This window comes from Microbacterium oleivorans (assembly GCF_001691565.1).
Classification (GTDB): Bacteria; Actinomycetota; Actinomycetes; order Actinomycetales; family Microbacteriaceae; genus Microbacterium; species Microbacterium oleivorans_B.
Genome location: NZ_MAYO01000003.1, coordinates 1654473 through 1680140, shown reverse-complemented (window position 1 = coordinate 1680140; position 25668 = coordinate 1654473). Strand labels below are relative to the sequence as shown.

Annotated in this window: 22 protein-coding genes and 2 tRNA genes; 18 read left to right on the top strand and 6 right to left on the bottom strand. The window is 69.2% G+C overall.

The genetic code is table 11. The features are described from left to right. Positions 1-171: 171 nt before the first annotated feature. Positions 172-1206, bottom strand: a complete 1035-nt coding sequence (locus BBA86_RS10915; protein ID WP_065571589.1) for a LacI family DNA-binding transcriptional regulator — start codon at positions 1204-1206, stop codon at positions 172-174. Between the two features lie 224 nt (positions 1207-1430). On the opposite strand from BBA86_RS10915, the gene BBA86_RS10910 reads away from it, so the two are divergent. The 4 genes from BBA86_RS10910 to BBA86_RS10895 all read left to right on the top strand — a co-directional run bounded on the left by BBA86_RS10910 (position 1431) and on the right by BBA86_RS10895 (position 6692). Next, the gene (locus BBA86_RS10910) at positions 1431-3446 is read left to right on the top strand and encodes a beta-galactosidase (protein ID WP_065571588.1); all 2016 of its coding nucleotides are present in this window, start codon (positions 1431-1433) and stop codon (positions 3444-3446) included. Next, positions 3443-4378, top strand: coding sequence for a carbohydrate ABC transporter permease (locus BBA86_RS10905; RefSeq protein WP_065571587.1), 936 nt, complete (start codon positions 3443-3445; stop codon positions 4376-4378). Before BBA86_RS10910 ends, BBA86_RS10905 begins: the two co-directional genes overlap by 4 nt. Then, positions 4375-5274, top strand: coding sequence for a carbohydrate ABC transporter permease (locus tag BBA86_RS10900; protein ID WP_065571586.1), 900 nt, complete (start codon positions 4375-4377; stop codon positions 5272-5274). The genes BBA86_RS10905 and BBA86_RS10900 overlap by 4 nt, the downstream gene beginning before the upstream one ends. An 80-nt stretch (positions 5275-5354) precedes the next feature. Beyond that, positions 5355-6692 carry an extracellular solute-binding protein gene (locus tag BBA86_RS10895; protein ID WP_065571585.1) on the top strand — a complete coding sequence of 446 codons (1338 nt, stop codon included), beginning with the start codon at positions 5355-5357 and terminating at the stop codon, positions 6690-6692. A gap of 78 nt (positions 6693-6770) precedes the next feature. Here the strand turns inward: BBA86_RS10895 and BBA86_RS10890 are convergent, their stop codons facing one another. Next, positions 6771-8135, bottom strand: a complete 1365-nt coding sequence (locus tag BBA86_RS10890; protein WP_065571584.1) for a cryptochrome/photolyase family protein — start codon at positions 8133-8135, stop codon at positions 6771-6773. Between the two features lie 74 nt (positions 8136-8209). Then, a complete protein-coding gene (locus BBA86_RS10885; RefSeq protein ID WP_065571583.1) occupies positions 8210-9379 on the bottom strand; it encodes a diacylglycerol/lipid kinase family protein in 1170 nt (389 codons plus the stop codon). A 102-nt stretch (positions 9380-9481) separates the two neighbouring features. On the opposite strand from BBA86_RS10885, the gene serS reads away from it, so the two are divergent. The 5 genes from serS (at position 9482) to BBA86_RS10860 (ending at position 13307) form a co-directional block, all read left to right on the top strand. Beyond that, a complete protein-coding gene (gene serS / locus BBA86_RS10880) occupies positions 9482-10747 on the top strand; it encodes a serine--tRNA ligase (RefSeq protein ID WP_065571582.1) in 1266 nt (421 codons plus the stop codon). Continuing rightward, the gene (locus BBA86_RS10875; protein WP_065571581.1) at positions 10744-11613 is read left to right on the top strand and encodes an HAD family hydrolase; all 870 of its coding nucleotides are present in this window, start codon (positions 10744-10746) and stop codon (positions 11611-11613) included. Before serS ends, BBA86_RS10875 begins: the two co-directional genes overlap by 4 nt. A 100-nt stretch (positions 11614-11713) precedes the next feature. Next, a tRNA-Ser gene (locus tag BBA86_RS10870) sits at positions 11714-11798 on the top strand. A gap of 20 nt (positions 11799-11818) precedes the next feature. Next, on the top strand, positions 11819-13141 hold the full coding sequence (locus tag BBA86_RS10865) for an LCP family protein (RefSeq protein ID WP_065571580.1): 1323 nt from the start codon (positions 11819-11821) through the stop codon (positions 13139-13141). Between the two features lie 74 nt (positions 13142-13215). Further along, positions 13216-13307 (top strand) — tRNA-Ser (locus BBA86_RS10860). Between the two features lie 95 nt (positions 13308-13402). Here the strand turns inward: BBA86_RS10860 and BBA86_RS10855 are convergent. Beyond that, on the bottom strand, positions 13403-13717 hold the full coding sequence (locus tag BBA86_RS10855) for a hypothetical protein (RefSeq protein ID WP_065571579.1): 315 nt from the start codon (positions 13715-13717) through the stop codon (positions 13403-13405). 68 nt (positions 13718-13785) lie between these two features. Between BBA86_RS10855 and BBA86_RS10850 the strand changes: the two genes are divergently transcribed. The 8 genes from BBA86_RS10850 (at position 13786) to BBA86_RS10815 (ending at position 21929) form a co-directional block, all read left to right on the top strand. Next, a complete protein-coding gene (locus tag BBA86_RS10850) occupies positions 13786-14490 on the top strand; it encodes a TetR family transcriptional regulator (RefSeq protein WP_065572267.1) in 705 nt (234 codons plus the stop codon). A 189-nt stretch (positions 14491-14679) separates the two neighbouring features. After that, positions 14680-15666 (top strand): MetQ/NlpA family ABC transporter substrate-binding protein, encoded by a 987-nt coding sequence (locus BBA86_RS10845; protein ID WP_065571578.1) that lies wholly within the window; start codon positions 14680-14682, stop codon positions 15664-15666. A 42-nt stretch (positions 15667-15708) separates the two neighbouring features. Continuing rightward, positions 15709-16767 carry a methionine ABC transporter ATP-binding protein gene (locus tag BBA86_RS10840; protein ID WP_065571577.1) on the top strand — a complete coding sequence of 353 codons (1059 nt, stop codon included), beginning with the start codon at positions 15709-15711 and terminating at the stop codon, positions 16765-16767. After that, positions 16760-17425 (top strand): methionine ABC transporter permease, encoded by a 666-nt coding sequence (locus tag BBA86_RS10835; protein ID WP_065571576.1) that lies wholly within the window; start codon positions 16760-16762, stop codon positions 17423-17425. The genes BBA86_RS10840 and BBA86_RS10835 overlap by 8 nt, the downstream gene beginning before the upstream one ends. Further along, the gene (locus BBA86_RS10830) at positions 17422-18603 is read left to right on the top strand and encodes a hypothetical protein (protein WP_065571575.1); all 1182 of its coding nucleotides are present in this window, start codon (positions 17422-17424) and stop codon (positions 18601-18603) included. Before BBA86_RS10835 ends, BBA86_RS10830 begins: the two co-directional genes overlap by 4 nt. Next, positions 18600-19793, top strand: a complete 1194-nt coding sequence (locus tag BBA86_RS10825; protein ID WP_065571574.1) for an acyl-CoA dehydrogenase family protein — start codon at positions 18600-18602, stop codon at positions 19791-19793. The genes BBA86_RS10830 and BBA86_RS10825 overlap by 4 nt, the downstream gene beginning before the upstream one ends. Before the next feature lie 38 nt (positions 19794-19831). Beyond that, a complete protein-coding gene (locus tag BBA86_RS10820; protein ID WP_065571573.1) occupies positions 19832-21220 on the top strand; it encodes an LLM class flavin-dependent oxidoreductase in 1389 nt (462 codons plus the stop codon). A 115-nt stretch (positions 21221-21335) separates the two neighbouring features. Beyond that, positions 21336-21929: a fasciclin domain-containing protein gene (locus BBA86_RS10815; protein ID WP_223247074.1), complete on the top strand. Its 594-nt coding sequence runs from the start codon at positions 21336-21338 to the stop codon at positions 21927-21929. A gap of 65 nt (positions 21930-21994) precedes the next feature. Here the strand turns inward: BBA86_RS10815 and BBA86_RS10810 are convergent, their stop codons facing one another. Beyond that, positions 21995-22978 carry an alpha/beta hydrolase gene (locus BBA86_RS10810; protein WP_065571571.1) on the bottom strand — a complete coding sequence of 328 codons (984 nt, stop codon included), beginning with the start codon at positions 22976-22978 and terminating at the stop codon, positions 21995-21997. A gap of 83 nt (positions 22979-23061) precedes the next feature. Next, entirely contained in the window at positions 23062-24090 is a 1029-nt protein-coding gene (locus BBA86_RS10805; RefSeq protein ID WP_065572266.1) for a LacI family DNA-binding transcriptional regulator, read from the bottom strand. A gap of 213 nt (positions 24091-24303) precedes the next feature. Here BBA86_RS10805 and BBA86_RS10800 point away from each other — a divergent pair, with 213 nt between their 5' ends. After that, positions 24304-25668 carry an ABC transporter substrate-binding protein gene (locus BBA86_RS10800; RefSeq protein WP_065571570.1) on the top strand — a complete coding sequence of 455 codons (1365 nt, stop codon included), beginning with the start codon at positions 24304-24306 and terminating at the stop codon, positions 25666-25668.

Below are 25668 nucleotides of genomic sequence, written 5' to 3'. Positions count from 1 at the left end.
CGGGCGTCGCTGCCCGGTGTGACTGTGCACGTTCACGGCATCGAGCATGAATGTGCTGTGAACGTGCACACAGAGAGTGGCACCGCGATGTCGGCACTGTCAACGGGACGCGTGCAACGTGCGCATATGTGCACGCCTCCACCACCGACGGGCGTCAAGCCGCGACGGATGTCAGGCGGAAGCGCGCCAGACGACGGGACAGTCGAGCACGCGCCCGCTCGTCCCCGGGGCCTCGCCGCGGAGTTGACGGAGCACGGACTCCGCCGCCGCGCGGCCGAGTTCCCCGGCGGGCTGATGCACGGTCGAGAGCGGCGGGTCGCACCGCAGAGCCCACGAACTGTCGTCGAATCCGACGATGCCGACGTCGTCCGGCACGACGCGGCCGGCCGCCTGCAGGACGTCCATCGCCCCGGCGGCGACGGCGTCGCTCGAGGCGAAGACGCCGTCGATGTCGGGCGCACGTTCGAGCAGCGCGCGCATGCCGTCCTGTCCGTCGGAGTAGGAGTACAGCGGCACCCGCTCGACGAGCTGCGGGTCGAACCGGTTGCCGAGGGCGTCGACGAAGCCGGCGAGTCGGTCGGAGCCCGAGTCGCGGTCGAGGGCCGAGGCGATCATCCCGATGCGGCGGCGGCCCGTCGCAGCGAGGCGGTTCGTGATCTCGCGCGCCGCGCCGCGGTTGTCGATCGCCACGTACGCCGCGTCGCCGATGTCGCGAGGGTGACCGACGAAGGCGGCGGGGAGGCCGAGTTCGGCCACCGCGCGTGTGATCGGATCGCCTACGCGCGCCGAGACGATGATGACGCCGTCGATGAGACCGCCGCTCAGGTAGCGGGCGAGACGTTCGATGTCGCGGGTGGTGTCGGCGATCATGAACGACAACTGGTAGTCCGCCTCCGACAGCGCCGCGTTCGCGCCGAGGAGGATCGAGCCGATGTTCGGATCCTCGACGAAGAGGGAATGGGGCTCGTGGACGATGAGCCCGATCGCCTGCGAGCTCTGCATGACGAGGCTGCGCGCGGCGCGGTTCGGGACGAACCCCACCTTCGCGATCGCCGCCTCGATGGCCTCGCGGGCCTCGTCCGAGACATAGGGCTGGCCGTTCAGCACGCGACTGACCGTCCCGCGCGAGACCCCCGCCTCGGTGGCCACGTCCTTGACGGTCGCGCGACGACGTCGGCCGATGACATCCGTGCGGTCGCTGCTCACGCGTTCATCGTATGTGCACGCACACACTCTCCGCGGTCCCCGGGGAGAGCGAGTCGCTGCGGAGCGGATACCCCTCTTCCCGCGATTCCGCGCAAATCCGGGCCGGGGCGTGGGTCGTGTTGACATCCGCGATTTGCTCTGCCTACTCTGTACACGTTCACAGAGCCTCAACGCGGAGGAACACCGCTTGATCCTGTGCACGTTCACAGGATTCAGAGGAGAACATGTCGGTCCCCGCCCGCCCCTTCGCGCACGACGGCATCGCGTTCGGTTGTGATTACAACCCCGAACAGTGGACGCCCGACGTCTGGGACGAGGACATCGCGTTGATGCGCGACGCCGGCGTCGACCTGGTCGCCATCAACATCTTCGGCTGGGCGCACATCGAGCCTCGCGCCGGTGAATACGACTTCGCCCGCCTCGACGACATCGTCGGCCGGCTGCACGCCGCCGGCATCCGGATCAACCTGGGCACCGGCACCGCCTCGACTCCGGCCTGGCTGACGACCGCCCATCCCGAGATCCTCCCCGTCGTCGAGGACGGCACGCGCCGGTACCCCGGCGGGCGTCAGGCGTGGTGCCCGAGCTCACCCGTCTATCGCGACGCCGCTCTCGCGCTCGTGGACGCCGTCGCGGCGCGGTACGGCTCGCACCCCGCCGTCGCGCTCTGGCACGTCTCCAACGAGCTCGGTTGCCACAACGCCCTCTGCCACTGCGACGAGAGCGCCGCCGCCTTCCGCGCGTGGCTGCAGGACCGCTACGGCACCGTCGAGGCCGTCAACCGTGCGTGGGGGACCGCGTTCTGGAGCCAGAGCTACTACGAGTGGGATGAGATCCTCACCCCGAAAGCGACGCTGTCCAGCCGCAACCCCGGGCAGATGCTCGACTACCACCGCTTCAGCAGCGACGCCCTGCTCGCGCACTACCGCGCCGAGGCGGCGGCCATCCGCGCTCACAGTGAGATCGCGATCACGACGAACTTCATGGTGACCGCCCACATCGAGAACCTCGACTACTGGTCGTGGGCGGGCGAGATGGACGTCATCGCGAACGACCACTACCTCGATCACCGCCTCGGCGACCCGCGGTCCGAGCTCGCGTTCGCCGCGGACCTCTCCCGCGGCCTCGCGCAGGGATCCCCGTGGATCCTCATGGAGCACTCGACCGGCGCCGTCAACTGGCAGCCGCTCAACAAGCCCAAGGCACCGGGTGAGATGATCCGCAACTCGCTCACCCACGTCGCGCGCGGCGCCGACGGCGTCTGCTTCTTCCAATGGCGCGCGTCGGTGCAGGGGAGCGAGAAGTTCCACTCCGCGATGCTTCCCCACGCCGGGACGGACTCCGCCGTGTGGCGCGAGGTCGTCGAGCTCGGCGGCATCGTCGAGCGACTCGCCGAGGTCGCCGGCTCCCGCGTCGTCTCCGAGGTCGCCGTCCTCTTCTCGTGGGAGTCGTGGTGGGCGACCCAGAGCGAGACCCGCCCGAGCCAGGCTCTCGGCTACCTCGACCAGGTGCACGCCTCGTACCGCGCGCTGCACGCGAACGGGCTGACCGTCGACGTCGTGGCGCCGGGCGCGGACCTCTCGGACTATCGCATGGTCGTCGTCCCGGGGCTCCACCTCATGAGCGAAGCGGATGCCGCGGTCCTGACCGCCTGGATCGGCGACGGGGGTACCGCCCTCGTGACCTTCTCGACGGCCATCGTCGACGAGAACGATCGGGTCTACACCGGCGGCTACACCGGTCCGCTCCGCGAGGCGCTCGGTCTCCACATCGAGGAGTTCGCGCCGGTCGCTCCGGAGGTCTCGCTGACCCTGAGCGACGGCTCGACGGCCCGGCTGTGGTCCGAGCGCTCGCGCACCGTCACCGCCGAGGTCGAGGCATCCTTCACCGACGGTCCCGCTGCGGGGATGCCTGCTCTCACCCGCAACGACTGGGGGCAGGGTGCCGCATGGTACCTCGCGACGCTTCCCAGCGAAGCCGACTACCGTGACCTCGTCGCGCGTGTCGCCGCGGCGGCCGGAGTGGCTCCTGCCGCAGTCGTCGAGCCCCGCTCGCGCGATCTCGAGATCGTCCGCCGACGCGGGGAGCTCGCGTCCTATCTCTTCGTGATCAACCACGGCGAGACCGACGTCCACGTCGACTCCGACGGCGTGGACCTCGTGACCGGCACGCCCGTCGCCGGTCGCGCCACCGTGCCCGCCGGTGCGGTGCGCATCATCAGAGAGGAGGCGGCTGCATGACCGCCACGGAAGTCCTCGTGACGCGTTCGTCGGCGAAGCCGCCGCGCGCGAAGCGGATCCCGCGGGCCAAGACCCCGCACAAGGGGGCGATCGCGGTCTTCCTGGGACCGTTCGGCATCCTCTTCCTGCTCTTCTACCTGCTGCCCATCGGCTACGCCATCTGGCAGTCGTTGCTGGTCGTCCAGCGCGACGGACTGTACGGCGAGCCGACCGAGGTGTTCGGCGGACTGACGCAGTACATCCAGGTGTTCCAGAACGCGCCGTTCTGGGAGTCCGTCGGCCGGGTGCTGCTGTTCGGTGTCGTGCAGGTGCCGGTCATGCTCGGCCTCGCACTGCTGTTCGCGCTGCTGCTGGACTCGCCGGTCCTCAAGGGCAAGCGGTTCTTCCGTCTCGCCTTCTTCGCGCCGTACGCCGTCCCCGGCGTCATCGCGGCGATCATGTGGGGCTTCCTGTACTCGCCGAACCTGTCGCCGTTCACCGGCCTCACGAACTCGGTCGACTTCCTCTCGCCCGAGATGGTCCTCTGGTCGATCGCCAACGTCGTGACGTGGGTGTTCGTGGGCTACAACATGCTGATCATCTACTCCGCCCTCCTCGCGATCCCCGCCGAGGTCTACGAGGCCGCGCGCCTGGACGGCGCCGGGCAGATCCGGATCGCCTGGTCGATCAAGATCCCCATGGTGGCGCCCGCCATCATCCTGACCGCGGTGTTCTCGATCATCGGCACGCTGCAGCTGCTGGCCGAGCCGCAGGTCTTCCGCTCGTTCAGCACGGCGGTCTCGTCCTCGTTCACGCCGAACATGACGATCTACGCGACCAGCGCGGTGCCGAACCCGTACCTCGCTGCGGCCTTCTCCGTGGTCCTGGCGCTGGCCACCTGCGTCCTGTCGTTCGCGTTCTTGAAGCTCACCCAGCGGAAGGCCGAGCAATGAGCCTCCTCACCCGTACCAACGGCGCCCTGGCGACCGACCTCCCGAAGACCCGCGGGCCGCGGGAGTCCATCCTGTCGCGGGGTGCGGCCCTGCTCATCATGGGCATCTTCACCCTCTACTTCCTCGTCCCGATCTGGTGGCTGTTCATCGCCTCCACGAAGGACCGCGGTCAGCTCCTGACCACCAACGCGCTGTGGTTCGCCGATTGGAACCTGTTCGCCAACATCGGCGATCTGATCTCCTACAACCACGGCATCTACTTCCGCTGGCTGCTCAACAGCCTCGGCTACGCCGGGCTCGGTGCACTGCTCGCGACCGTGTTCGCCGGCATGGCGGGCTACGCACTCGGCAAGTACCGCTTCCGCGGCCGCGAGGCGTTCTTCAACATCGTCCTCGGCGGCGTGCTCGTTCCGGCGACGGCGCTCGCGCTGCCCCTGTTCCTGCTGTTCAGCCAGGTCAACCTGACGAACACGTTCTGGGCGGTCCTCCTGCCGAGCATCGTGAGCCCGTTCGGCGTCTACCTCGCCCGCATCTACGCCTCGTCGTCGGTGCCCGACGAGCTCATCGAAGCCGCACGCCTGGACGGCTCGGGTGAGGTCCGCACGTTCTTCACCGTCTCGACGCGGCTCATGGCCCCGGCCCTCGTCACGATCTTCCTGTTCCAGTTCGTTTCCATCTGGAACAACTTCTTCCTGCCGCTGATCATGCTCCGCAGCCAGGACCTGTTCCCGGTCACCTACGGCCTCTACACGTGGAACACGCAGCTCAACCAGATCCCCGAGCTGCGCACCTACGTCCTGGTCGGCGCGTTCCTCTCGATCGTGCCCCTCATCATCGCCTTCCTCTTGCTTCAGCGCTTCTGGCGCAACGGACTCGGCACCGGTTCCGTGAAGTGAGCTCCTGCCGTGGGCGCACCCCGCGGCATCCCTGCAGTACCACTACCTGTCACCCGATCAACGATCAGATTGGAAAACCCATGCAGCACACCAAGAAGGCAGTCGTCGCCGGCGTCGCACTGCTCACTGCGTTCACCCTCGCCGGCTGCGCCGGCGGCAGCGGCAACACCGGCGGAGGCTCCGCAGCCGACCCCGCCGCGTGCGCTCCCTCCGACGGCAAGGTGACCCTCGACTTCACGTCGTGGATCCCCGGCATCGAGGACGTCGCCAAGATCTGGAACGAGGAGAACCCCGACATCCAGGTCAAGGTCCAGACGGGCCCCAACGGCAACTCCGGCACCTACGCGAGCTTCTTCAGCCAGCTCGAGGCCGGCAACGCGCCCGACCTCGGCCAGATCGAGTACGACGCGCTGTCGAGCTTCCGCGTGCAGGACGGTCTCGAGGACCTGTCCGCGTGCGAGGACGTCGTCGCGGCGAAGGAGAAGTTCATCCCGTGGACCTGGAACCAGGTCACCCTCGGCACCGACGGTGTGTACGGCATCCCGCAGGACTCCGGCCCCATGGCGCTGTTCTACCGCTCGGACCTGTTCACGGAGAACAACATCGCCGTCCCGACGACGTGGGCCGAGTACAAGGAAGCCGCCAAGGAGGTCCGCAAGGCCGGTGGCTACATCACCAACTTCTCGACCGCTGACATCAACCAGTTCGCCGGTCTCGTCTGGCAGACCGGTGGCGACTGGTTCTCCAACGACGGCGAGGCGTGGAAGGTCAACCTGACGGGCGACGAGTCCAAGAAGGTCGCCGACTACTGGCAGGACCTCATCAAGGAAGACCTCGTCTCCACCTACCCGGCCTGGACCGAGGAGTGGAACAACGCCTACAACTCGGGCAAGGTCTGGAGCTGGAACTCGGCCGTCTGGGGTGCCAACTCCATCTCGTCCGGCGCTCCTGACACCTCGGGCAAGTGGTCGGTCGCGCCCTCCCCGCAGTGGGCTGCAGGCGAGAAGGCCTCCGGCAACTGGGGCGGCTCGTCCGTCGCCGTCTTCAAGGGCTCCAAGCACCCCTACGAAGCTGCGAAGTTCGCCCTGTGGCTGAACACGTCCGAGGAGGCCCTCACGGCGCTCAACAAGTCGGCGAACATCTACCCCGCCACCACCGAGGGCCTCAAGCTCGCCTCGCTGCAGGAGGGCGTGGAGTTCTACGGCGGACAGAAGATCTACGACGTCTTCGCTCAGGCGGCTTCCGAGGTCAACCCCGACTTCGTCTGGGGCCCGACCATGACGCAGACCTACGCCGACGTCTCGGACGGTTTCCAGAAGGCCGCCAGCGGCCAGGGAACCCTGCTCGAGGCGCTGCAGTCCGCGCAGACCAAGACGGTCGACGCCCTCAAGGCGCAGTCCATCCCCGTCGCCGAGTGACCGCTCGCTGACACCCACTCATCCGCGCCGCGGGTCGGGCCTTCGGGCTCCGATCCGCGGCGCGGTCGCGTGTGCGGATCACGCCTGCCGCGAGGCCTGCTTGACCTTCTCGTAGGCGGCGAGCGCGTTCTGCCGGGTCGCCTTCAGGTCGACCATGGGCATGGGGGGTTGGCCGTCGGCATCCGTGTACTCGGGTGCCCACTGCCCGATGTACTCGCGGCGCTTGTCGAACTTGTCGGCTTGCAGCTCGGGGTTGAAGACGCGGAAGTACGGGGCGGCGTCGGCGCCCGAGCCCGCGACCCACTGCCAGTTGAACGTGTTGCTCGCGCCGTCGGCGTCGACCAGGCAGTCCCAGAACCACTCCTCGCCACGGCGCCAGTCGATGAGCAGGTTCTTGATCAAGAAGGATGCCGTGATCATCCGCACGCGGTTGTGCATGTAGCCGATCTCCCAGAGCTCGCGCATTCCGGCATCCACCATCGCGTACCCCGTCTGTCCCTTCTGCCAGGCCCGAAGAGCGGCCGGCTTGAGGCGCGGCCACGGGAAGGCGTCGAATTCGGGCCGGAGGTTCTTCGTCGCGAGATCGGGGAAGTGGTACAGCGTGTGCCAGGCGAACTCGCGCCACCCGATCTCCGAGAGGAAGCCCGAGGCGCCCGGTGCCTCGACAGCCGCGTGCCACACGCTGTACGGGCTCAGCTCGCCCCAGCGCAGTCGCGGCGACAGCAACGAGGTCGCCCCCGCCGACGGGCGGTCGCGCGCGTCGTCGTAGTGGCCGAGGTCCTCCTCAAGGAACTCCCTCAGCCGCGCCTTCGCGGCGGGCTCGCCCGGTTCCCACGTGTCGCGCAGGCCCTGCGCCCAGTCCGGCTCGGTCGGCAGCAGCTCCCAGGCGTCCAGGTCGTCCGACGCGGGGTACCGCGACGGTCCCGGCACCTCGCGTGGCTCAGGTAGCGGAGCGCGGGGAGCCGGCTGGGCGAGGCACGCGCGCCAGAACGGGCTGTACACGGAGAAGTGCTTCCCCGCTCCGGTGGTGATCGTCCACGGCTCGAACAGGAGGGATGCCGCGAACGACGCCACCTCCACGTCGCCGTCCCGCAGGTCCGACTTGAGCGCCGCGTCGATCTCGCGCTCGGGCCCGCCGTAGCGGCGGTTCCAGAAGACCGCCCCCGCACCGGCATCCTCCACTACCTCGCGCACGACCCGGTGGGCCGGACCACGGCGGAGGATCAGCCGCGAACCGCGGTCGGCGAGTCGGTCGGCCAGGGACGCGAGCGAATGATGAAGCCACCAGCGCGCCGCACCGCCGAGGGGACGGATGCCGTCGCTCTCCTCGTCGAGCACGTAGAGCCCGATGACCGGCTCGCCCCGGTCGAGGGCGGCGCGGAGCGCCGGATGGTCGGCGAGGCGGAGGTCGTCGCGGAACCAGACGATCGAAGGGGACGGCATCCCCTCATCCTGACCGTCGGGGCGTCGAGATTCCGCCCCTTGCAATCCGGCGCCGAGTCTCCCAGCGCCGGGACTCAAACGGCCTCGACCGAATGCCCGCGGGGGATGGCGAGGGTGAGGCCGCCGGCGACGATGCGCACGGCGATCCGGGTCGCTTCGCCGAACTCGTCTCCGTCGAGCTGTACCGGGTGCGCCTCCTCGGCGGCGAGATCGATGCCCTTGCCGCGCGAATAGCGAACGGAATTATCCGCCGTGCGCACCGCGAGGATCTTGCGCCCGGCGCGGAACTTGCGCAGCACGCTGTTGTCCCACGCGAGTCGGCGCCAGACCAGGAGCCAACCGAAGGCCGAGCGCGGCTGCAGGATGGCGACGTCGAGTTCACCGTCGGTGATGGATGCCTCGGGGATGAGCTCGAGCCCCGCTTGCAGCGAACCGCAGTTCGCGAACAGGACGCTCTGCACGTCCGCGCGGTGGATGCGGTGCCCGGGCACCTGGTAGACGACGGGGAACGGCTTCGCCTGCGCGATCGAGCGGGCGGCGCCGTCGACGTAGGCGACCCAGCCGACCTTCTTCTTGAGGTCGCTGTTCGTATTGGCGATCATCGCGGCGTCGAGACCCATGCCGCCCATGACGACGAAGGCGTGCTCGGCGGTCTCGCCGTCGGGTCGCCGCAACTGCGCGAGGCCCACGTCGATCGCGAGGGTGTCGCCATCGAAGGTCGCGGCGATCATCGCCGCGGGGTCGGTGAGGGGGAGCCGCAGGTTGCGGGCGAGGAGGTTGCCGGTGCCGCTCGGGACGATCGTGAGGGGCACGCTCGAGCCGGTCATCGCCTCGCTGACGGCACGGACCGTGCCGTCGCCACCCGCCACGAGCACGGCATCGACGCCTTCCGCCAGCGCCTGACGCGCGACGTCGTCGCCGAGGTCGTCGACCGTCGTCTCGTAGAAGAGGGGCTCGGACCAGCCGGCTTCCTTCGCCGCCTGGGCCACCTGTTCGCGCAGCTCGTCGCCGTCGACCTTGATCGGGTTGTACACCAGAGCCGCCTTGGGGCTCGGTCGGCCGTCCGTGTCCGGCAGTGGCTCGGTCGACCCGCTCCGGTCGACGCGGCGCGCCTCTCCGGTCTCGCCGTCCTGCGTGTCGGGGGAGACGTCGTCCGGCTCGCGGATCACCCCGTCGGGTTCGGCTGTGGTGGCCGGATCGTGCGCGTCGTCGGAGCGGTGCGTCGTGCCGGGGTCGGTCGCCATGCGTACAGGATAGGGCTCGGCATCCGCCTGTCGGAGACCCCTTGCGCTCGAGTCCGTTGCGCACCAGGGCAGGGGCGGGAAGGCCGCGACTAGACTCGACGGGTGATCGATCTCGCCCTCCTCCGTGACGACCCTGCCCTCGTGAAGCGTTCGCAGGAGGCTCGCGGCGAGTCGCCCGACACGGTCGACGAGGCCCTGGCCGCCGACCGGGAGCGTCGTACCGCGATCACCGCCTTCGAGGAGCTCCGCGCCGAGCAGAACGCGCACGGAAAGCGCGTCGCGAAAGCCCCGAAGGACGAGAAGGCCGCGCTGGTCGCCGAGGCGAAGGACCTGAGCGAGCGGGTGAAGGCCGCGCAGCAGGCCGTGACCGCCGCGGAGGATGCCGCGTCGGCTGCGCTCGCGCGCATCGAGAACATCGTCATCGAGGGTGTCCCCGCCGGCGGCGAGGACGACTTCGTCACCCTCCGGACCCACGGCGAGCCCGCCGCCTTCGACTTCGAGCCGCGCGATCACCTCGCCCTCGGCGAGATGCTCGGTGCGATCGACACCGAGCGGGGCGCGAAGGTCTCCGGCGCTCGGTTCGCCTTCCTCACCGGGATCGGTGCGCGCCTCGAGCTCGCCATCATGAACCTCGGCATGCAGCGCGCCCTCGAGGCCGGTTTCATCCCCATGATCCCTCCGACCCTCGTGCGCGCGGAGGTCATGCGCGGCACCGGATTCCTCGGCCAGCACGCCGACGAGGTCTACCACCTCGACGACGACGATCTGTACCTGGTCGGCACGAGCGAGGTTCCGCTCGCCGGCTACCACATGGACGAGATCCTCGACCTCGAGCCCGGCGCCAGGCGCTACGCCGGCTGGTCGACCTGCTACCGCCGTGAGGCCGGTTCGTACGGCAAGGACACCCGCGGCATCATCCGGCTCCACCAGTTCAACAAGCTCGAGATGTTCGTCTATACGACGCCCGACGACGCGGAGGCCGAGCACCTGCGTCTCGTCGAGATGCAGGAGCGGATGCTGCAGGATCTCGGTCTCTCCTACCGCGTCATCGACGTCGCCGCCGGTGATCTGGGCTCCTCTGCCGCCCGCAAGTACGACGTCGAGGCGTGGGTCCCGACGCAGGGCGCGTATCGCGAACTCACCTCGACGTCGAACTGCACGACGTACCAGGCGCGCCGTCTCGACATCCGCTACCGGCCCGAGGGCGGTCGCACGGCTCCTGTCGCGACCCTGAACGGCACGCTCGCGACGACCCGATGGATCGTCGCGCTGCTCGAGACGCACCAGCGCGAAGACGGCTCGGTCGTCATCCCCGAGGTCCTGCGCCCCTACCTGGGCGGCCTCGAGGTGGCGGAGCCGATCGCGTGAGTCTCTCTGCGGACGAGGCGGCCGAGGTCGTCGAGGAGATCGCGACGGATGCCGCCGAGCCTCCGCGCGAGCGCCTCCTCATCGCGCTCGACGTCGACGGCACGATTCTCCTCGAGGACGAGACGTACAGCCCCGGCGTGGTCGAGGCGATCGCCGACGCCCAGCGCGCCGGCCACGAAGTCATGCTCGCCACGGGCCGGTCGTGGGAGAGCACGGGGCGCATCGTCGAGCACCTCGCGATCTCGCCCGAGTACGTCGTCTGCTCCAACGGTGCGGTGATCCTCAAGCGCACCGGCCCGGCGGAGTCCCCTGCGTACGAACGCTTCCACACCGAGCAGTTCGACGCGACCGAGGTCCTCACCCTTCTGCGCGACCACCTCCCCACGGCGCGCTACATGGTGGAGCTCCCGAGCGGCCGTCGCCTCTTCACGCACCACATGGACGACTGGAGCCTCGCGAAGGCCGACCGGGTGAGCTTCGAAGAGCTGTCGGCGAATCCCGTCTCGCGCGTGGTCGTGGTGTCGGAGCAGAACACCGATGAGGACTTCGTCGACCTGGTCTCCCGCATCGGACTCAACAAGGTGTCGTACGCCGTCGGCTGGTCCGCGTGGCTCGATATCGCCCCGCAGGGCGTCGACAAGGCGACCGGCCTCGAACTCGTCCGCGACTGGCTCGGCGTCGAGCCGCAGAACGTCGTCGTCATCGGCGACGGACGCAACGACATCGGCATGTTCCGATGGGCGCGCGCCCACGGCGGTCGCGCGATCGCCATGGGCCAGGGTCCCGACGAGGTGCTGTCGGAGGCGTCGGAGCTCACGGCATCCGTCACCGAGGGTGGCGTCACGGCGGTGCTGAAGGCCCTCTGATCGGCTCGTTCAGGGCTCATCCAGGCGATCCCGCGAGAATGGACGGGTTCTGGGGTCGGCTAGACTCGGCCTGTTCGACTGGTGCCGTTCGGCGCCGTCGGGAGGGTTGTCCGAGCGGCCGAAGGATCCGGTCTTGAAAACCGGTGGGCAGCAATGTCCCGTGGGTTCGAATCCCACACCCTCCGCATACTCCGAAAGGTGATCCGTGAGCGCAAGGCACGACGCGAAGGCGACGAAGTTCCGCCGCCAACCCGTAGCCCGTCACGGAGCGTTGAGCTCCCCGCATCCGCTTCGTCAGGTCTTCACAATCCTCGCCGCGGTCGTCGCAGTGGTGCTCGTCAGCACCGCCGCGATCGGCGGGTTCTACGTGTGGGATGCCGCGCGCAGCCTCAGTGACAACGGTGTCTCGATCGGCGATGAGGACAAGCCCCTCCCGCCGCACATCGGCGAGATCGAGGGCGGCGTCAACATGCTCATCGTCGGCACCGACTCGTGCGAGGGCCAGGATCTGAAGCTGTTCCCGCGCTGTGCGCACGACAAGGGCGGCGAACGCAACGACGTCACGATGCTCGTGCACATCAGCGATGCGCCTCGACGGGTCACCGTCGTGTCGTTCCCGCGCGACATGATCGTGCCGATCCCGTCGTGCAAGAACCCCGAGGGCGGCTCGTACTCGGCGATGAGCGCGCAGATGATCAACGCCTCCTACGGCTACGGCGGACTCGGCTGCACGGTCGCGACCGTCGAGTCCCTGACCGGCGTCGACATCCAGTTCGCGGGCGCGATCCGCTGGACGGGGGTCATCAACATGTCCGACGCGATCGGCGGCGTGGACGTCTGCCTCAGCGCCGACATCAACGACCGGCACACCGGACTGCACCTGAAGAAGGGCGAGCAGAACCTCGTCGGAGCGCAGGCGCTGCAGTTCCTGCGCATCCGACACGGCATCGGCGACGGCTCCGACCTGGGTCGCATCTCCAACCAGCAGCAGTTCATGAGCTCGCTCGTGCGCAAGCTCCAGTCCGGTGCGGTGCTCTCGGACTACCCCGCGCTGCTCAACCTCGCCAACACCGCCGTTCGGCAGGTGAACGAGAAGCAGCTGGTCCTCAGCGAGTCTCTCGCCAACCCGCAGCGCATGGTCCAGATCGCGATGGCCGTCGCCGACGTCCCGTACAAGGACATCGTCTTCGTGCAGTACCCGACGGTCTACGCCCCCGGCGGCGGGCGCGTCCTGCCCGTCACGTCGGCAGCGGATGTGCTGTTCACGGCGCTGTCCGAGAACAAGCCCATCCGAGTGACGGGTGAAGCCAGCGGCGGCAACGGCGTCGAGGTCGTCGGAGAGGCCGGTGAGCCCGGCGGCTCGAAGCCGACGCAGACACCGGAAGCCACCGGCGAAGCCTCGGGTGAGGCGACGCCCGGCGCCACTGACGCACCCGGTTCGGGTGAGGAGGCCGGCACCGTCGACCTTCCGAGCCAGATCACGGGCCAGTCGGCGAACGAGGTGACCTGCACCGTCGCGCAGCAGTGACGCCCGGTTCGGATCCGCGTCCCGCACCCGTTATGCTTGCGTGGTGCGTTCGCGCCGTTCGCGGTCGGATGCCTGGAGACGTCGCATAGTCAGGCCTAGTGCACCACCCTGCTAAGGTGGAGTCCCCTCACGGGGACCGAGGGTTCAAATCCCTCCGTCTCCGCCATACGAGAAAAGCCCCGGTTCGCCGGGGCTTTTCTGTTCTTGAGATTCGTGAGTCACCGACTCCGGTTGAGCGCGCGTCGGTGGTCGGCAGTCGGATCAGCCGGTGGCGGCGTCGTCCTGACCGGGCTCGGGAACGATCCGCAGCCCGCTGGGCGAGTTGGCCGTCGACATGAGCGCGTCGATCCATTCGGGGTTGAGTGGTCCGATCGCGCGCGAGTGATAGCGGATATCCCAGCTCGTCGACACGCCGACCCAGCGCGAGACGCGCCCGCTGCCGAGGCTGGGGTCGACGGTCCACGTGAGGATGAACGGCTCACGACGCCGGAGTTTCGTCACCATCACGACCTCGAGATGACCGAGGAGGCGGTCATCGAGCGTGACCGTCTCGCTGCCGAAGGCCAAGCGTCCCATTCCACCAAGCTTACGGCGTAAGCAGACAAAAGAGCGTACGAGGGGGGAGGATCGGAGTGGAGGCTCCCATGAGCAGTCAGTCTGATCGACCGTCCGGGTCGAGGTTGAGTCGCGACGCGATCATCGACGCCGCGCTGAGTCTCGTCGACCGCAAGGGACCTGCGGGGCTCTCCATGCGCGCGCTGGGCAGCGAGCTGGGTGTCGAGGCGATGTCGCTCTACCGTCATGTGCACGGGAAGGAAGATCTCCTCGAAGGCGTCGTCGATGAGCTGACGACCGAGCTCGTCGCCGTCATGGAGCGCGAGGCGGAGGCCCACTGGCAGACCTTCCTGCAGAACGTCGCTCATGCCGTGCGCGACATCGCCGTCGCGCACCCCCAAGCGTTCCCGCTGATCGCGACGAGGCATCCTGCCGCACCGTGGCTCCGGCCGCCGCTGCGGAGCATCGAAGCCGTCGACATCTTCCTGCGGGTTCTCCTGGCGCAGGGGTTCACCGACGAGCAGGCCGTCGGCGCCTACCGGGGCTTCAGCAGCTTCCTCATCGGCCAGCTTCTGCTGGAAGCCGCCGTCCGCGGCGCCGACGTCGGTGGAACCGTCGCGGGTCAGACGGAGACCGGTCCGGTCCCCGCCGGTGAGGCGCAGATGTCCTCCTTGGACGACGCGCCCGAGGTGCGTCGTCTTCGCCCCTTGCTCAGCGAGGACCACAGCAAGGCGGAGTTCGACACCGCCCTCGAGATCCTCCTCGACCGGCTCGAGGTCGATCTCTCGCTGTAACCCCGTTGGAGCGCGCACGCGATTACCACGATGCGGGGTCGGATGTCGACCCTTGGCGTGCGTGCGCGTCAAGGAAGGTAACGACCGGTCACGGAGCGTCTCGCACGTCGTCGTCGAGGTCGCGTCGGGCTAGGAATGTCGCAGTCACAGCGAACATCCCCGCCCGACTCACCACGAGGAGACCACCCCATGTCCGACCAGAACCAGACCCCGCAGAGCGACCTCCGCGCCGCTGTCGCGGGTGACAAGAAGCGCACCCGCATCGGCATCGCGATCGCGATCGCCGTCGTCGCGGTCGGCGCGATCGTCGGCGGAGTCGCCCTCGCGCTCCCGGCGCTCCGGCCCGCCGATGCCGCCGCGGCCGGCGGTGCCGTCCCGACCGAGCCGATCGACGTCAAGATCGCCGTGTCGGAGGACAGCCCGTTCCAGGACGCGATCAAAGAAGTCGCCGCCGAGAAGGGCCTGAACATCGAGTGGGTCAACGTTCAGGACTGGGTCCTGCCGAACACCGAACTCGCCGCCGGCACGGTCGACGCCAACGCCTTCCAGCACATCCTGTACCTGAGCGCCTTCAACACCGAGAACGGCGCAGATCTCACTCCCGTCTTCTCCACGATCATCACGCAGTGGGGGATCTTCTCCGCGACCGCGAAGTCCCTCGACGACATCGCAGACGGCGCGAAGATCGCCATCCCCGACGACCCCTCCAACGGAGGCCGAGCCCTGAACATCCTCGAGTCCGCCGGCCTCATCACCCTCTCGGCCGACAAGGGCGACTTCCCCGCCGTCGAGGACATCACGGCGAACCCGAAGAAGCTCCAGTTCACCGAGATCCCCGCGAAGTCCATCGCGCAGCAGTTCACCGACCCGAGCCTGGCCGCGGTCGTCGTGGGCACGTCGTACTTCGACCCGAGCCAGAACATCGGCTCCGACGATGCGCTCTTCCTCGACAAGGCGCTCTCCGAGCAGAACCTGCCCTACGTGAACGTCATCGCCACCCGTGAGGACAACAAGGACGACCCCGCGTGGAAGATCCTCAAGGAGGTCTACGCCGACGAGCGCGTGGCGGCGGCCAACGAGAAGGAGAACAACGGCTCCGTCGTGCTCGTCGACGTCCCGGTCGAGCAGCTCCGGACGAAGCTCGCCGACCTCGAGACGCAGGCCGCGAAGAACTGACGGCCGCCCTCCGCGACCGCGACCGGCTGAGATGAGGAACCCATGAGCACCGCCATCGCTTTCGAGAACGTCTCCAAGTCCTTCACAGCGAAGGGACGCAGGGTCGATGCCCTCCGCGACGTCAGCCTGACGGTCGAGAAGGGGGAGATCTTCGGGATCGTCGGCTTCTCGGGCGCCGGCAAGTCGACCCTGCTGCGCACAGTCAATGCGCTGGAGCGGCCGACGAGCGGCCGGGTCGTCGTCGACGGGCGCGAGATCTCGGCCCTGCAGGGCCGCGCCCTCTACGCCGCGCGCCAGCGCATCGGCATGGTGTTCCAGCAGTTCAACCTGCTCGAGTCGCGGAACGTCTACAAGAACGTCGCGTACCCCTTGCGGCTCGCGGGCCTGTCCGAGGCGGAGACCCTCGATCGCGTGGAGGAGCTGCTGCGGTTCGTCGGACTCACAGACAAGGCCCTCGCCTACCCGTCGCAGTTGTCGGGCGGCCAGAAGCAACGCGTCGGCATCGCCCGCGCGCTGGCCACCCGACCCGACGTCCTCATCTCGGACGAAGCGACGAGCGCGCTCGACCCGCAGACGACCGGGGAGGTCCTGGCCCTCCTCCGGCGGGTGAACGAGGAGTACGGCGTCACCATCCTGCTCGTCACGCACGAGATCGACGTGGTGCGCGAACTCGCCGACAAAGTGGCGGTCATGGAGGACGGCGCGGTGGTCGAACAGGGTTCGATCTACGACGTGTTCTCGTCGCCGAGGCATCCCACCACCCGGCGGTTCGTGGCGTCGGTGCTGCACCACCTGCCGTCGGCCGCGGCGCTGGAGAAGATCCGTGCCGTCCATCACGGCAGGCTTGTTCAGCTGCACGTCGAGGACCGCGACACCAACCACCCGTTCCTCTCGCGGGTCGCGCGCGAGCACGACGTCGACGTCAACGTCGTCTTCGGCGGCGTCGACGAGCTGCAGGGGCGTCTGTTCGGCAGTCTGACCGTGGAGCTGCTCGGAACGGATGCCGCCGTGGAGGCCGCCATCGAGGGTCTGCGCCGGACGGCGACCGTCTCGGAGATCCCCGGGCCCGAAGCGGCCCGGAAGGAGGTCGTCCATGCGTGACTTCGACCCGAACGCCTTCTTCCCTCGCTTCTGGGTCGCCGTCGGCGAGACGGGGATCATGGTGGTCGTCGCCTTCGCCGGCGCCGCCGTCATCGGCGTGCTGCTCGGGCTGCTGCTCTACGCGAGCCGCCCCGGCAACCTCCTCCAGAACCGGGCGATCTTCGCCATTCTGAACCTGATCATCAACGTCATCCGGCCCATCCCGTTCCTGATCGTTGCCATCGCCCTGATCCCGCTGACGCGCTCCCTCTTCGGCACGGGGCTCGGCCCCCTGCCGCAGACCATTCCGCTCATCATGGTCGCGTGCGTCGCCATCGCCCGTGTCTCGGAATCCAACCTGGTGGCGGTCAGTCCCGGGTCGATCGAGGCGGGTGCGGCCATGGGGGCGAGCCCCGCACGGGTGCTGTTCACGATCGTCGTGCCCGAGGCGCTCGGCCCACTCACACTGGGGCTGACCTACATCCTGGTGGCACTCGTCGACGCGACGGCAGTAGCGGGGGTGCTCGGCGGCGGCGGGCTCGGGTCGCTCGCGATGAACTACGGCTACCAGCGCTTCGACTGGATCTCGGTCGGTATCGTCGTCCTCGCCCTCATCGTGCTCGTCCAGCTCGCCCAGTTCCTCGGCAACGCTGTGGCGCGGAAAGTGATGCACCGGTGACCCGGGGTTTCGACGACCTCCTCGCGCGCATCGCGGTCGACGCGCCGCAGCGCGAGCGCGAGCGGCGCCTGCTGACCGCGGAGCTCGCCGAGCTGCGCGAAATCGGCTTCGGCACGTGGCGGGTGCCCGCGGCATCCGGCGGATCGCCGATCGCGCTCGAAGAGCAGTTCGCCCGTCTCATCCGGCTGTCCGCCGCGGACCCCAGCCTCGGCCACGTCTGGCGCGGTCACCTCGCGTTCGTCGAGTCGCTCCGACTGCAACCGATCGATCAGGCGCAGCCGTGGTTCGACCGTGTCCTCGCGGGGGACTTCGTCGGCAACGCGCAGTCCGAGCGGCACGCCACGGCGCACCTCGAAACCCGGATCGACCGCACGAGCGGCGAGCCGCTGCTGTCGGGGACGAAGTACTACACGACCGGCAGCATCTACGCGGACTGGATCCACCTCGCCGCTCTCGACGGGGACGAGCGGGTCGCGGTCACGGTGTCGGCCCACCACCCGGGCGTTCGGTCGACCGACGACTGGGACGGGTTCGGGCAGCTGCTCACGGGAAGCGGGACGACGGTGTTCGACCGTGTGCCGATGGGCCAGGACGGCATCCTCGTGTCGCCGGCCGAAGGCGCTGAGGCGCGCGGACATCACCTGGGGGCGATCCTGCAACTCACCCTCCTCGCGGTCATCGCCGGCGTCGCCCAGCGAGCCCTCCACGACACGGTGGAGTTCGTGACCCCGCGGCGGCGGACCTTCGGCTTCGCGGGCGAGACGCTCCCGCGCGAGGACCCACTCGTGCAGCTCGTGGTGGGGGAGCTCGACGTCGTGGCGGCGACGTCGCGTCGGCTCGTACTCTCGGTCGCCGCCGACCTGGGCGCGGCCGCCGATCGTGGAGCGACCGCAGCGGAGATGCGCGAGATCCAGTTCGACGTCTTCCGGTTGCAGGAGCTCGTGCCGCGGCTCGTGCTCGACGCGACGACGAGGTTGTTCGAGGTCGGCGGCGCATCGGCGGTGGGCAGGGGCCCTGCGCTCGACCGTCACTGGCGCAACGTCCGCACGATCGCCTCGCACAATCCCGTCATCCAGCGCACGCGGGCGCTCGGTCAGGTCGCTCTCACCGGCAGGCTGCCAGGGTGGCAGGCGCCGGGCGCCGAGGCTTCCCGTCCTGCGGAGGTCGCGCTCGTATGACCCGGATCGCCGATGCGGTGCAACGCTTCGCCCCCGTCTTCGACGAGGTGGGACGGGATGCCGTCGCCCGCGAACTCGCGCGCAGGCTGCCTCACGACGAGGTCGCCCTGCTCCGGGATGCCGGGTTCACGCGGGTGACGGTGCCGACGGAGTTCGGCGGTGGCGGCGAGCCGCCCTCTGTCCTGTTCGCCCTGCTCGCCGAACTCGGTCGGCGCGATCCGAACCTCGCACAGCTGCTGCGTTCGCACTTCTCCTTCGTCGATCGGACAGTCCTCTCACCCGGCTCCGGGGAGCGCTCGCGCAGACTCGCCCTGGTCGCCGGCGGCGCCATCATCGGCAACGCGACGCACGAGCGGTCGGGGGCGAAAGTCGGCACGCTGTCGACGACGTTGACGGAGTCGGCCGGAGGACTCCGGCTCGACGGTACGAAGTACTACAGCACCGGAACGCTCTTCGCCGACCTCGTCTCGGTCGCCGCCCAGGACGACGACGGCGCTCTCGTCGCGGCGCTCGTGCCGACGGCGGCTGCGGGTGTCGATGTCCTCGACGACTGGCGCGGCTTCGGTCAGCGCCTCACCGGCAGCGGGACGACCGTCTTCCGCTCGGTCGTCGTCGACGAGGATGCCGTCGCCCGCCGCACCGTCGACGGTCCGTCGCACGGTGGGGCGTTCGTCCAGCTGGTCCTGTTGGCCGCTGCCGCGGGTATCGGGCGCGCGATCGTCGACGACGCGGTCGCCTTCGTCCGGAAACGCACTCGGACCTACAGTCACGCCTCGGCGGCGACGGCGCGCGAGGATCCGCTCGTGCAGGAGACCGTCGGCCGGCTGTCGGCGCTGTCGTTCACGGCGGATGCCGCGCTCACGGTCGCCGTCGCAGGACTCGACGAGTCGGCCGCCGCCCAGTCGGCCGGCGTCTCGGGCGATGCCCTGCGCGCCGTGATCGCCCCCGTCGAGGCGGCGACCGCCCGCGCGCAGCTCGTCGTCCTCCCCGCCGTGCTCGAGGCGGCCACTCTGCTCTTCGAGGTCGGCGGGGCCAGTGCGGTCGACACCGACCTCGCCCTGGACCGACACTGGCGTAACGCCCGGACCCTGGCATCCCACAACCCGCTCGCCTTCAAAGCGCGCGCACTCGGCGACCTGCTGCTCAACGACACCCCCGTCCCCGGGTGGTGGAGCACCGGCGAAGCCTGAAGTCGCAAAGAAGCCCGAACCGTCCAGAAGGGACCCGCATGGCGGAGCGCAAGAAGCTCATCCTCAACCTGTTCGAGATGAACACGGTCAGCCACATCACCCACGGGCTGTGGTCGTTGCCGGGCAACAACCGGCACCGGATCAACGACATCTCGTACTGGATCGAGCTCGCGCAGATCCTCGAGCACGGCGGGTTCGACGGGGTCTTCCTCGCCGACGTCGTCGGTGCGTACGACGTCTTCCGAGGCGGCCCCGAGACCGCGATCCGCGAGGGGCTGCAGATCCCCTCCAACGACCCGCTCCTCGTCATCCCCGCGATGGCCGCCGTCACGGAGCGCCTGGGCTTCGGGGTCACGTTCTCGACCAGCTACGAGCCGCCGTTCTCGTTCGCGCGCCGCATGTCGACGCTCGACCACCTCACCCGGGGGCGGGTGGGGTGGAACATCGTCACCTCGTACCTGCCCAACGCGGCCCGGAACTTCGGTCTGGCGGAGGAGATCCCGCACGACCGCCGCTACGCGATCGCCGACGAGTTCCTCGACGTCGTCTACAAACTGTGGGAGGGGTCCTGGGACGACGACGCGGTCATCGCGGATGCCACGACCCGGACGTACACGGATCCGTCGAAGGTCCGGTACGTCGACCATGTGGGCGAGAACTTCCGCGTCGCGGGTCCTCACCTGAGCCAGCCGTCGCCGCAGCGCACTCCCGTGCTCTACCAGGCCACGGGATCGCCCGCCGGCATCGAGTTCGCCGGGCGCCATGCGGAGCTCGTCTTCACGGGCGGGCGCACGACGGCGGACTTCGTCCGCAACGTCGAGCAGATGCGCGCCGCGGCCGCTCGACACGGCCGCGGCCCGGACGACCTGCGCTTCATCGTGCAGGCGGGAGTCGTCGTGGGGCGCACCGAGGAGGAAGCGGCCGACAAGTGGCGGACCTACCGCGAGAACACGAGCGTCGACGGCATCCTCGCCCACGCCGGATTCCCGTTCGACCCGACCCCCTTCGCCCGCGACACCCTCGTCCGCGATGCCCTGGCGCAGTCGGGGGTCGCCGCGGACGCCGTGCCGACGGTCGGTCCCCGCACGACGATCGGCGAGCTCCTCGACGGGATCGCGACGGGACGGGAGGGTCGCTTCTTCGTTGCGGGTACTCCCACCGTCGTCGCCGACGAGATCGAGCGGTGGCTGGATGAGGACGGCATCGACGGCATCAACCTCCGGCAGTACCACTCCTTCGACACGGCACGCGATTTCGCCGAGTTGGTCGTGCCCGAGCTGCGCCGGCGCGGGCGACTCCTCGAGGGCGGCCCGACCCTGCGCGAGCGTCTGTTCGAGCGCGGACCGCGCCTGCCCGAGAACCACGTCGCCGCGCGCTATCGAGGCGGCGCGAACCTCGATGTGCCGGTGGCGCCGTTGTTCGGGTGACCGCGCACGAGAAATCTTGCGGAGAGTGCATCCGTTCGGGTGGATCGGCACGAATACATCACTGGCGCCCGACATGTCCGCCGGGCGCGACTCTTCTCATCGAAGGAGCAACGTGATGAACAAGAAGCTCGGAACCGCTCTGGCCACCGTGGTCGCAGGCGCGCTCGCCTTCACGGCCTCGCCGGCATCCGCCCACCAGGCCGCCGCGCCGAAGGGAACCGTCGTGGATGTCGCAGTCGCGGCATCCGGAGGCGGCACCCCCGACGCGAACGGTTCGGACTACGACATCCTGGTGCAGGCGCTCGTGGCCACCGGCCTGGACGAGACGCTCGACGACCCGTCGTCGACGTTCACGGTCTTCGCGCCGAACGACCGCGCCTTCGAGCGGCTGGTGACGGACCTGACCGGCAAGGCCCCTGCCTCGGAGGCCGCCGCGCTGAAGACCATCACCTCGACGTTCACGGGCGAGCAGATCACGGACATCCTGCTCTACCACGTGGTCGCCGGTAAGAAGCTGTCGCCGGTGAAGGTGCTGTTCTCGCACGAGATCGAGATGGCCAACGGCGGCACCATCGAGCCGCGCGGGATCGTGCTCCGCGACGAGACCCCGGATCTGAAGAACCCGAAGCTCGTCCTCCGCGCGATCGACATCAAGGCCTCCAACGGGGTCATCCACACGATCGACCGCGTCCTCGTCCCGGCGTCCTGATCGATCCGGAACGGCCCGCCTCGGCGTCGTCGAGGCGGGCCGTTCGGTCCGGCCGTTCGGGCCGGTCAGCGTCCCAGCACGCGGCGAAGCCAGCGGACGCGGGCCTCACGGGCATCGTGCGAGAGCGGTGCGTCGGGTACGAGGGCGTCGAACGCGTGCGCTCCGCCCGGCCACACGTGCAGTTCCGCGTCGCCGCCGGCTGCCCAGATGCGCCGCGCGTAGTCGACGTCCTCGTCGCGGAAGGTCTCGGCCGAGCCGACTTCGAGGAAGGTCGGCGGAAGTCCGCCCAGGTCCTGGGCGAGGGCGGGCGAGGCGTAGGCCGGCACTGCTCCCCGATCCAGGCCGCCGAGATAGGCCGCCCAGCCGGTTGCGTTCGCGCGGCGGTCCCACGCGCCGGCACCCTCCATCTGACGGGCGGATGCCGAATCGTTGCGGTGATCGAGCATCGGGTAGACGAGCATCTGGCCGATCGCCGCAGGGCCCCCGCGGTCCCGGGCCAGCAGGACCGCGCCGGCGGCGAGCCCGCCCCCGGCGCTCACGCCCTGCACGATGACCCGGTCGGGCTCCAACCCGTGCGCCGCCCCCTCGCGGGCGACCCATTCCCAGCCCGCGAAGACGTCGTCCAGGGCGGCGGGGTAGGGGTGCTCGGGAGCCAGCCGGTACTCGACGGAGACGATGGCGAGGCCGAGCTCTAGAGCTGAGATGCCGAGATCGGGAAGGACGTCGTAGGCGCTGCCGACGATCATCCCGCCCCCGTGGATGTGGAAGAGCACCGGGAACGGCCCGGGCCGACCAGCCGGGGTGAGGACGACGAGTCGCACGCGAGCGCCGTCGGCGGCCACGGTCTCGTGCTCGTGGTCCTCGAAGCTGCCGCCGAGCGTGTACGCGTCTCGGGAGGGCAGGACAGCCGTCGCGCGGAGGGCCGCGATGTCCTCCGGTGCGAGGCCCGTCACGACGTCGTCGCGTTCGTCGAGCGCGCGCTCGACGTCCGGGTCGAAGGGTGGGCGGGGGTGCCGGATGCCGGTCGAGTGGGGGCTCCGATGCTCCATGCTGGTCCTCTCGACGCGACCCGAGCAGCCCTGCTAAATCGCGTTAGCTGAGACGATAGCGGATCACGCGTGTCCACGTGCGCTCAGGCGGAGGCGGAGCGCACCGACCCGCGGGTCCGTAGCGGCATGGGGACCCGCTCGACGGAGGCGAGCGCGTCGGGAGAGGCGGTCAGCAGCGTCTCGACCGACTGCAGCCCCAGTTCGAAGTGGGGGATGGCGAACGTGGTCAGACCCGGGTGCACCCAGCTCGCCAACTGATGATCGTCGAACGAGACGATCGAGAAGTCGCCCGGTACCGTCAGGCCCGCTTCGGCTATCGCCTGGTACGCGCCGAACGCGATGCGGTCGTTGAAGGCGATGATGGCGCCCGAACGCACGCCGGAGGAGATGAGGTCTGCGGTCGCCTTCCACCCGTCGGCCGGTAGCCAGATGCTCAGCATGCGACCGGATGCCGGTGCGACGTTCGCCCCGGCCAACTCCTCGAGGATCCCCTCCAGCCGCTCGCGCCCCGCGACCGTCTCGCGGGGGACCTCCGCCAGTGTGGGGCCGGCGCCGATGAGATGGATGTCCCGATGCCCGTGGTCGAGCAGGAGGCGCGCGGCGCGACGACCGGCATCCAATTCGTCGGGCAGGATCGCGTGCGCGCGGGTCGTCGGACCGTCGGGGAGCGTGTTGAGCAGGACGACGTTCCGGTGGGCGAGTGCTGCCGGTACGGCTCGTTCCCTCGTGAACATCGAGGCCATGATGACGCCGTCGACCTGGCGGTCGAGCATCGCGTGGACGAGGCGCTCGGCTTCGGACTCGTCGCCCTCGTACTCGCCGATGAACAGCATGTGCCCGTGGCGTCGCGCCCCCTCGAGGGCGCCTTTGATCATGTCGCCCGCGAGCTGCGAGGTGGCGACCGAGTCGGAGATGAAGCCGAGCGTCCGGCTCGTCCCGCTCCGCAGCCCGGCCGAGATCATGTTCGGGCGATAGCCGAGCTCGGCGGCGACGAGGCGCACGCGCTCCTGCGACGCTTCGGCGATCCGCATCTCGTCGCCGCGACCCGAGAGGACGAGCGACGCCGTCGTCCGCGATATGCCGGCGGCGCGCGCGACGTCGGCGAGCGTCACGCGGTTCTTCGTCACGGCGACCTCCTGTCTCCCGCGATCCTAACGGGGTGCCGGGACGGCCGACCGAGCCGGGAAGTCGCAGGCAGGACACGCCCCGCGCCCATTGACACAGCCGGGCGGTGTGCCGCATCATGACCTTGCTAACGCGATTTAGCACCGAGACTCGTCGGAGTCTCCGTCCCGAACACCGTGGTTTTCCGAAAGGAGACAGTGATGTCTCGCCTCACACAGCGCCCTCTCCGTCCGCTGATCCTCGCCGGGGTCCTGACCTCGCTCGCGGTGGCCGTCACCGCGTGCGCCCCTCCGGGGGGAACCGCCGCACCCCAGGCATCCTCCACCGCTGACTTCGGCGCGAACGGGCCGACGTGCGGCGACGAGGACGTCGTCCTCAGCGGCTACTTCGAGACCGGCTTCCCGCTCCCGAAGGACCTGACCGCCGAGTTCACGAAGCAGTACCCGAACGTGACCTTCGACATCCGCGAGGACCAGTTCGCCGTCATCACCCAGAACGCCCCGCGCGTCCTGCAGGACTCGCCGCCGGACCTCATGCGCCTGCCGCAGATGTCCGAGCTCGCGAAGGACGGTCTGCTCCTGAACCTCGACCCGTACGCCGAGGCGTTCGGGTGGACGGACTGGCCCGCCTCGCAGCTGCAGCAGCTGCGCGTCGACGCCGACGGTCGTCGCGGCAACGGACCGCTCTACGCACTGGGTCTCAACTACTCGATGACGGGGGTCTTCTACAACAAGACCCTCGCCAAGAAGATCGGCATGACCGAGGCGCCGAAGACGCTCGACGAGTTCGACGCGGACCTTAAGGCCGCGAAGGATGCCGGGATCACCCCCATCACCCAGTTCAACGGCGGCGCGACCGGTGGCCTCGCCTTCCCGCTGCAGGCGCTCATGGCCTCGTACGGCGACCCCGCGAAGATCAACGACTGGATCTTCCAGCAGCCGGACGCCACGATCGACACCCCCGAGAACCTCGAAGCGACGACGCACCTGAAGAAGTGGATCGACGAGGGCTTCTTCGCCGACGACATCAACTCGCTCGACTACTCCCAGATGATGAGCCGCTTCATCGGCGGCGAGTCGCTGTTCATGTTCGACGGTGACTGGGAGTCGGGCAACCTCGACACGCAGATGCCGGGCGAGGCAGGCTTCTTCCTCATGCCCCCGCGTGAAGAGGGCGGCCAGATCGGCGCCATGTCGGCGCCGCTGACCTTCGGCGTCGCCGCCACGGCCAAGCACGCCGACTGCGCCGCGTTCTTCCTCAACTGGACCGCGACCAATGAGAAGGCGCGCACGATCGGCGTCGAGGTCGGCGGCTCGCACCCGATGGGCCCGGCCGACGCGTTCATGCCGCCCGTCGAGGAGGGATCGACGACCGCCGCGACCCTCGCCGCCGGCGCCGAGTTGAGCAAGGCCAACGGCGCGATGGACTTCATCGCCAACGCGACCGGTGCGATCTACGCGCAGAGCTGGACGCCCAACCTGCAGAAGCTCGTCGCCGGTGAGCAGACGCCGGAAGGTCTCCTGTCGTCGGTGCAGTCGGACTACGAGAGCCAAATCGGGAACTGA

Coding starts and splice junctions, on each gene's coding strand:
- BBA86_RS10910 (WP_065571588.1), top strand. CDS start 1,431: ATGTCGGTCCCCGCCCGCCCCTTCGCGCACGACGGCATCGCGTTCGGT.
- BBA86_RS10905 (WP_065571587.1), top strand. CDS start 3,443: ATGACCGCCACGGAAGTCCTCGTGACGCGTTCGTCGGCGAAGCCGCCG.
- BBA86_RS10900 (WP_065571586.1), top strand. CDS start 4,375: ATGAGCCTCCTCACCCGTACCAACGGCGCCCTGGCGACCGACCTCCCG.
- BBA86_RS10895 (WP_065571585.1), top strand. CDS start 5,355: ATGCAGCACACCAAGAAGGCAGTCGTCGCCGGCGTCGCACTGCTCACT.
- BBA86_RS10890 (WP_065571584.1), bottom strand. CDS start 8,135: ATGCCGTCCCCTTCGATCGTCTGGTTCCGCGACGACCTCCGCCTCGCC.
- BBA86_RS10885 (WP_065571583.1), bottom strand. CDS start 9,379: ATGGCGACCGACCCCGGCACGACGCACCGCTCCGACGACGCGCACGAT.
- BBA86_RS10855 (WP_065571579.1), bottom strand. CDS start 13,717: ATGGGACGCTTGGCCTTCGGCAGCGAGACGGTCACGCTCGATGACCGC.
- BBA86_RS10850 (WP_065572267.1), top strand. CDS start 13,786: ATGAGCAGTCAGTCTGATCGACCGTCCGGGTCGAGGTTGAGTCGCGAC.
- BBA86_RS10845 (WP_065571578.1), top strand. CDS start 14,680: ATGTCCGACCAGAACCAGACCCCGCAGAGCGACCTCCGCGCCGCTGTC.
- BBA86_RS10840 (WP_065571577.1), top strand. CDS start 15,709: ATGAGCACCGCCATCGCTTTCGAGAACGTCTCCAAGTCCTTCACAGCG.
- BBA86_RS10835 (WP_065571576.1), top strand. CDS start 16,760: ATGCGTGACTTCGACCCGAACGCCTTCTTCCCTCGCTTCTGGGTCGCC.
- BBA86_RS10825 (WP_065571574.1), top strand. CDS start 18,600: ATGACCCGGATCGCCGATGCGGTGCAACGCTTCGCCCCCGTCTTCGAC.
- BBA86_RS10820 (WP_065571573.1), top strand. CDS start 19,832: ATGGCGGAGCGCAAGAAGCTCATCCTCAACCTGTTCGAGATGAACACG.
- BBA86_RS10815 (WP_223247074.1), top strand. CDS start 21,336: ATGAACAAGAAGCTCGGAACCGCTCTGGCCACCGTGGTCGCAGGCGCG.
- BBA86_RS10810 (WP_065571571.1), bottom strand. CDS start 22,978: ATGGAGCATCGGAGCCCCCACTCGACCGGCATCCGGCACCCCCGCCCA.
- BBA86_RS10800 (WP_065571570.1), top strand. CDS start 24,304: ATGTCTCGCCTCACACAGCGCCCTCTCCGTCCGCTGATCCTCGCCGGG.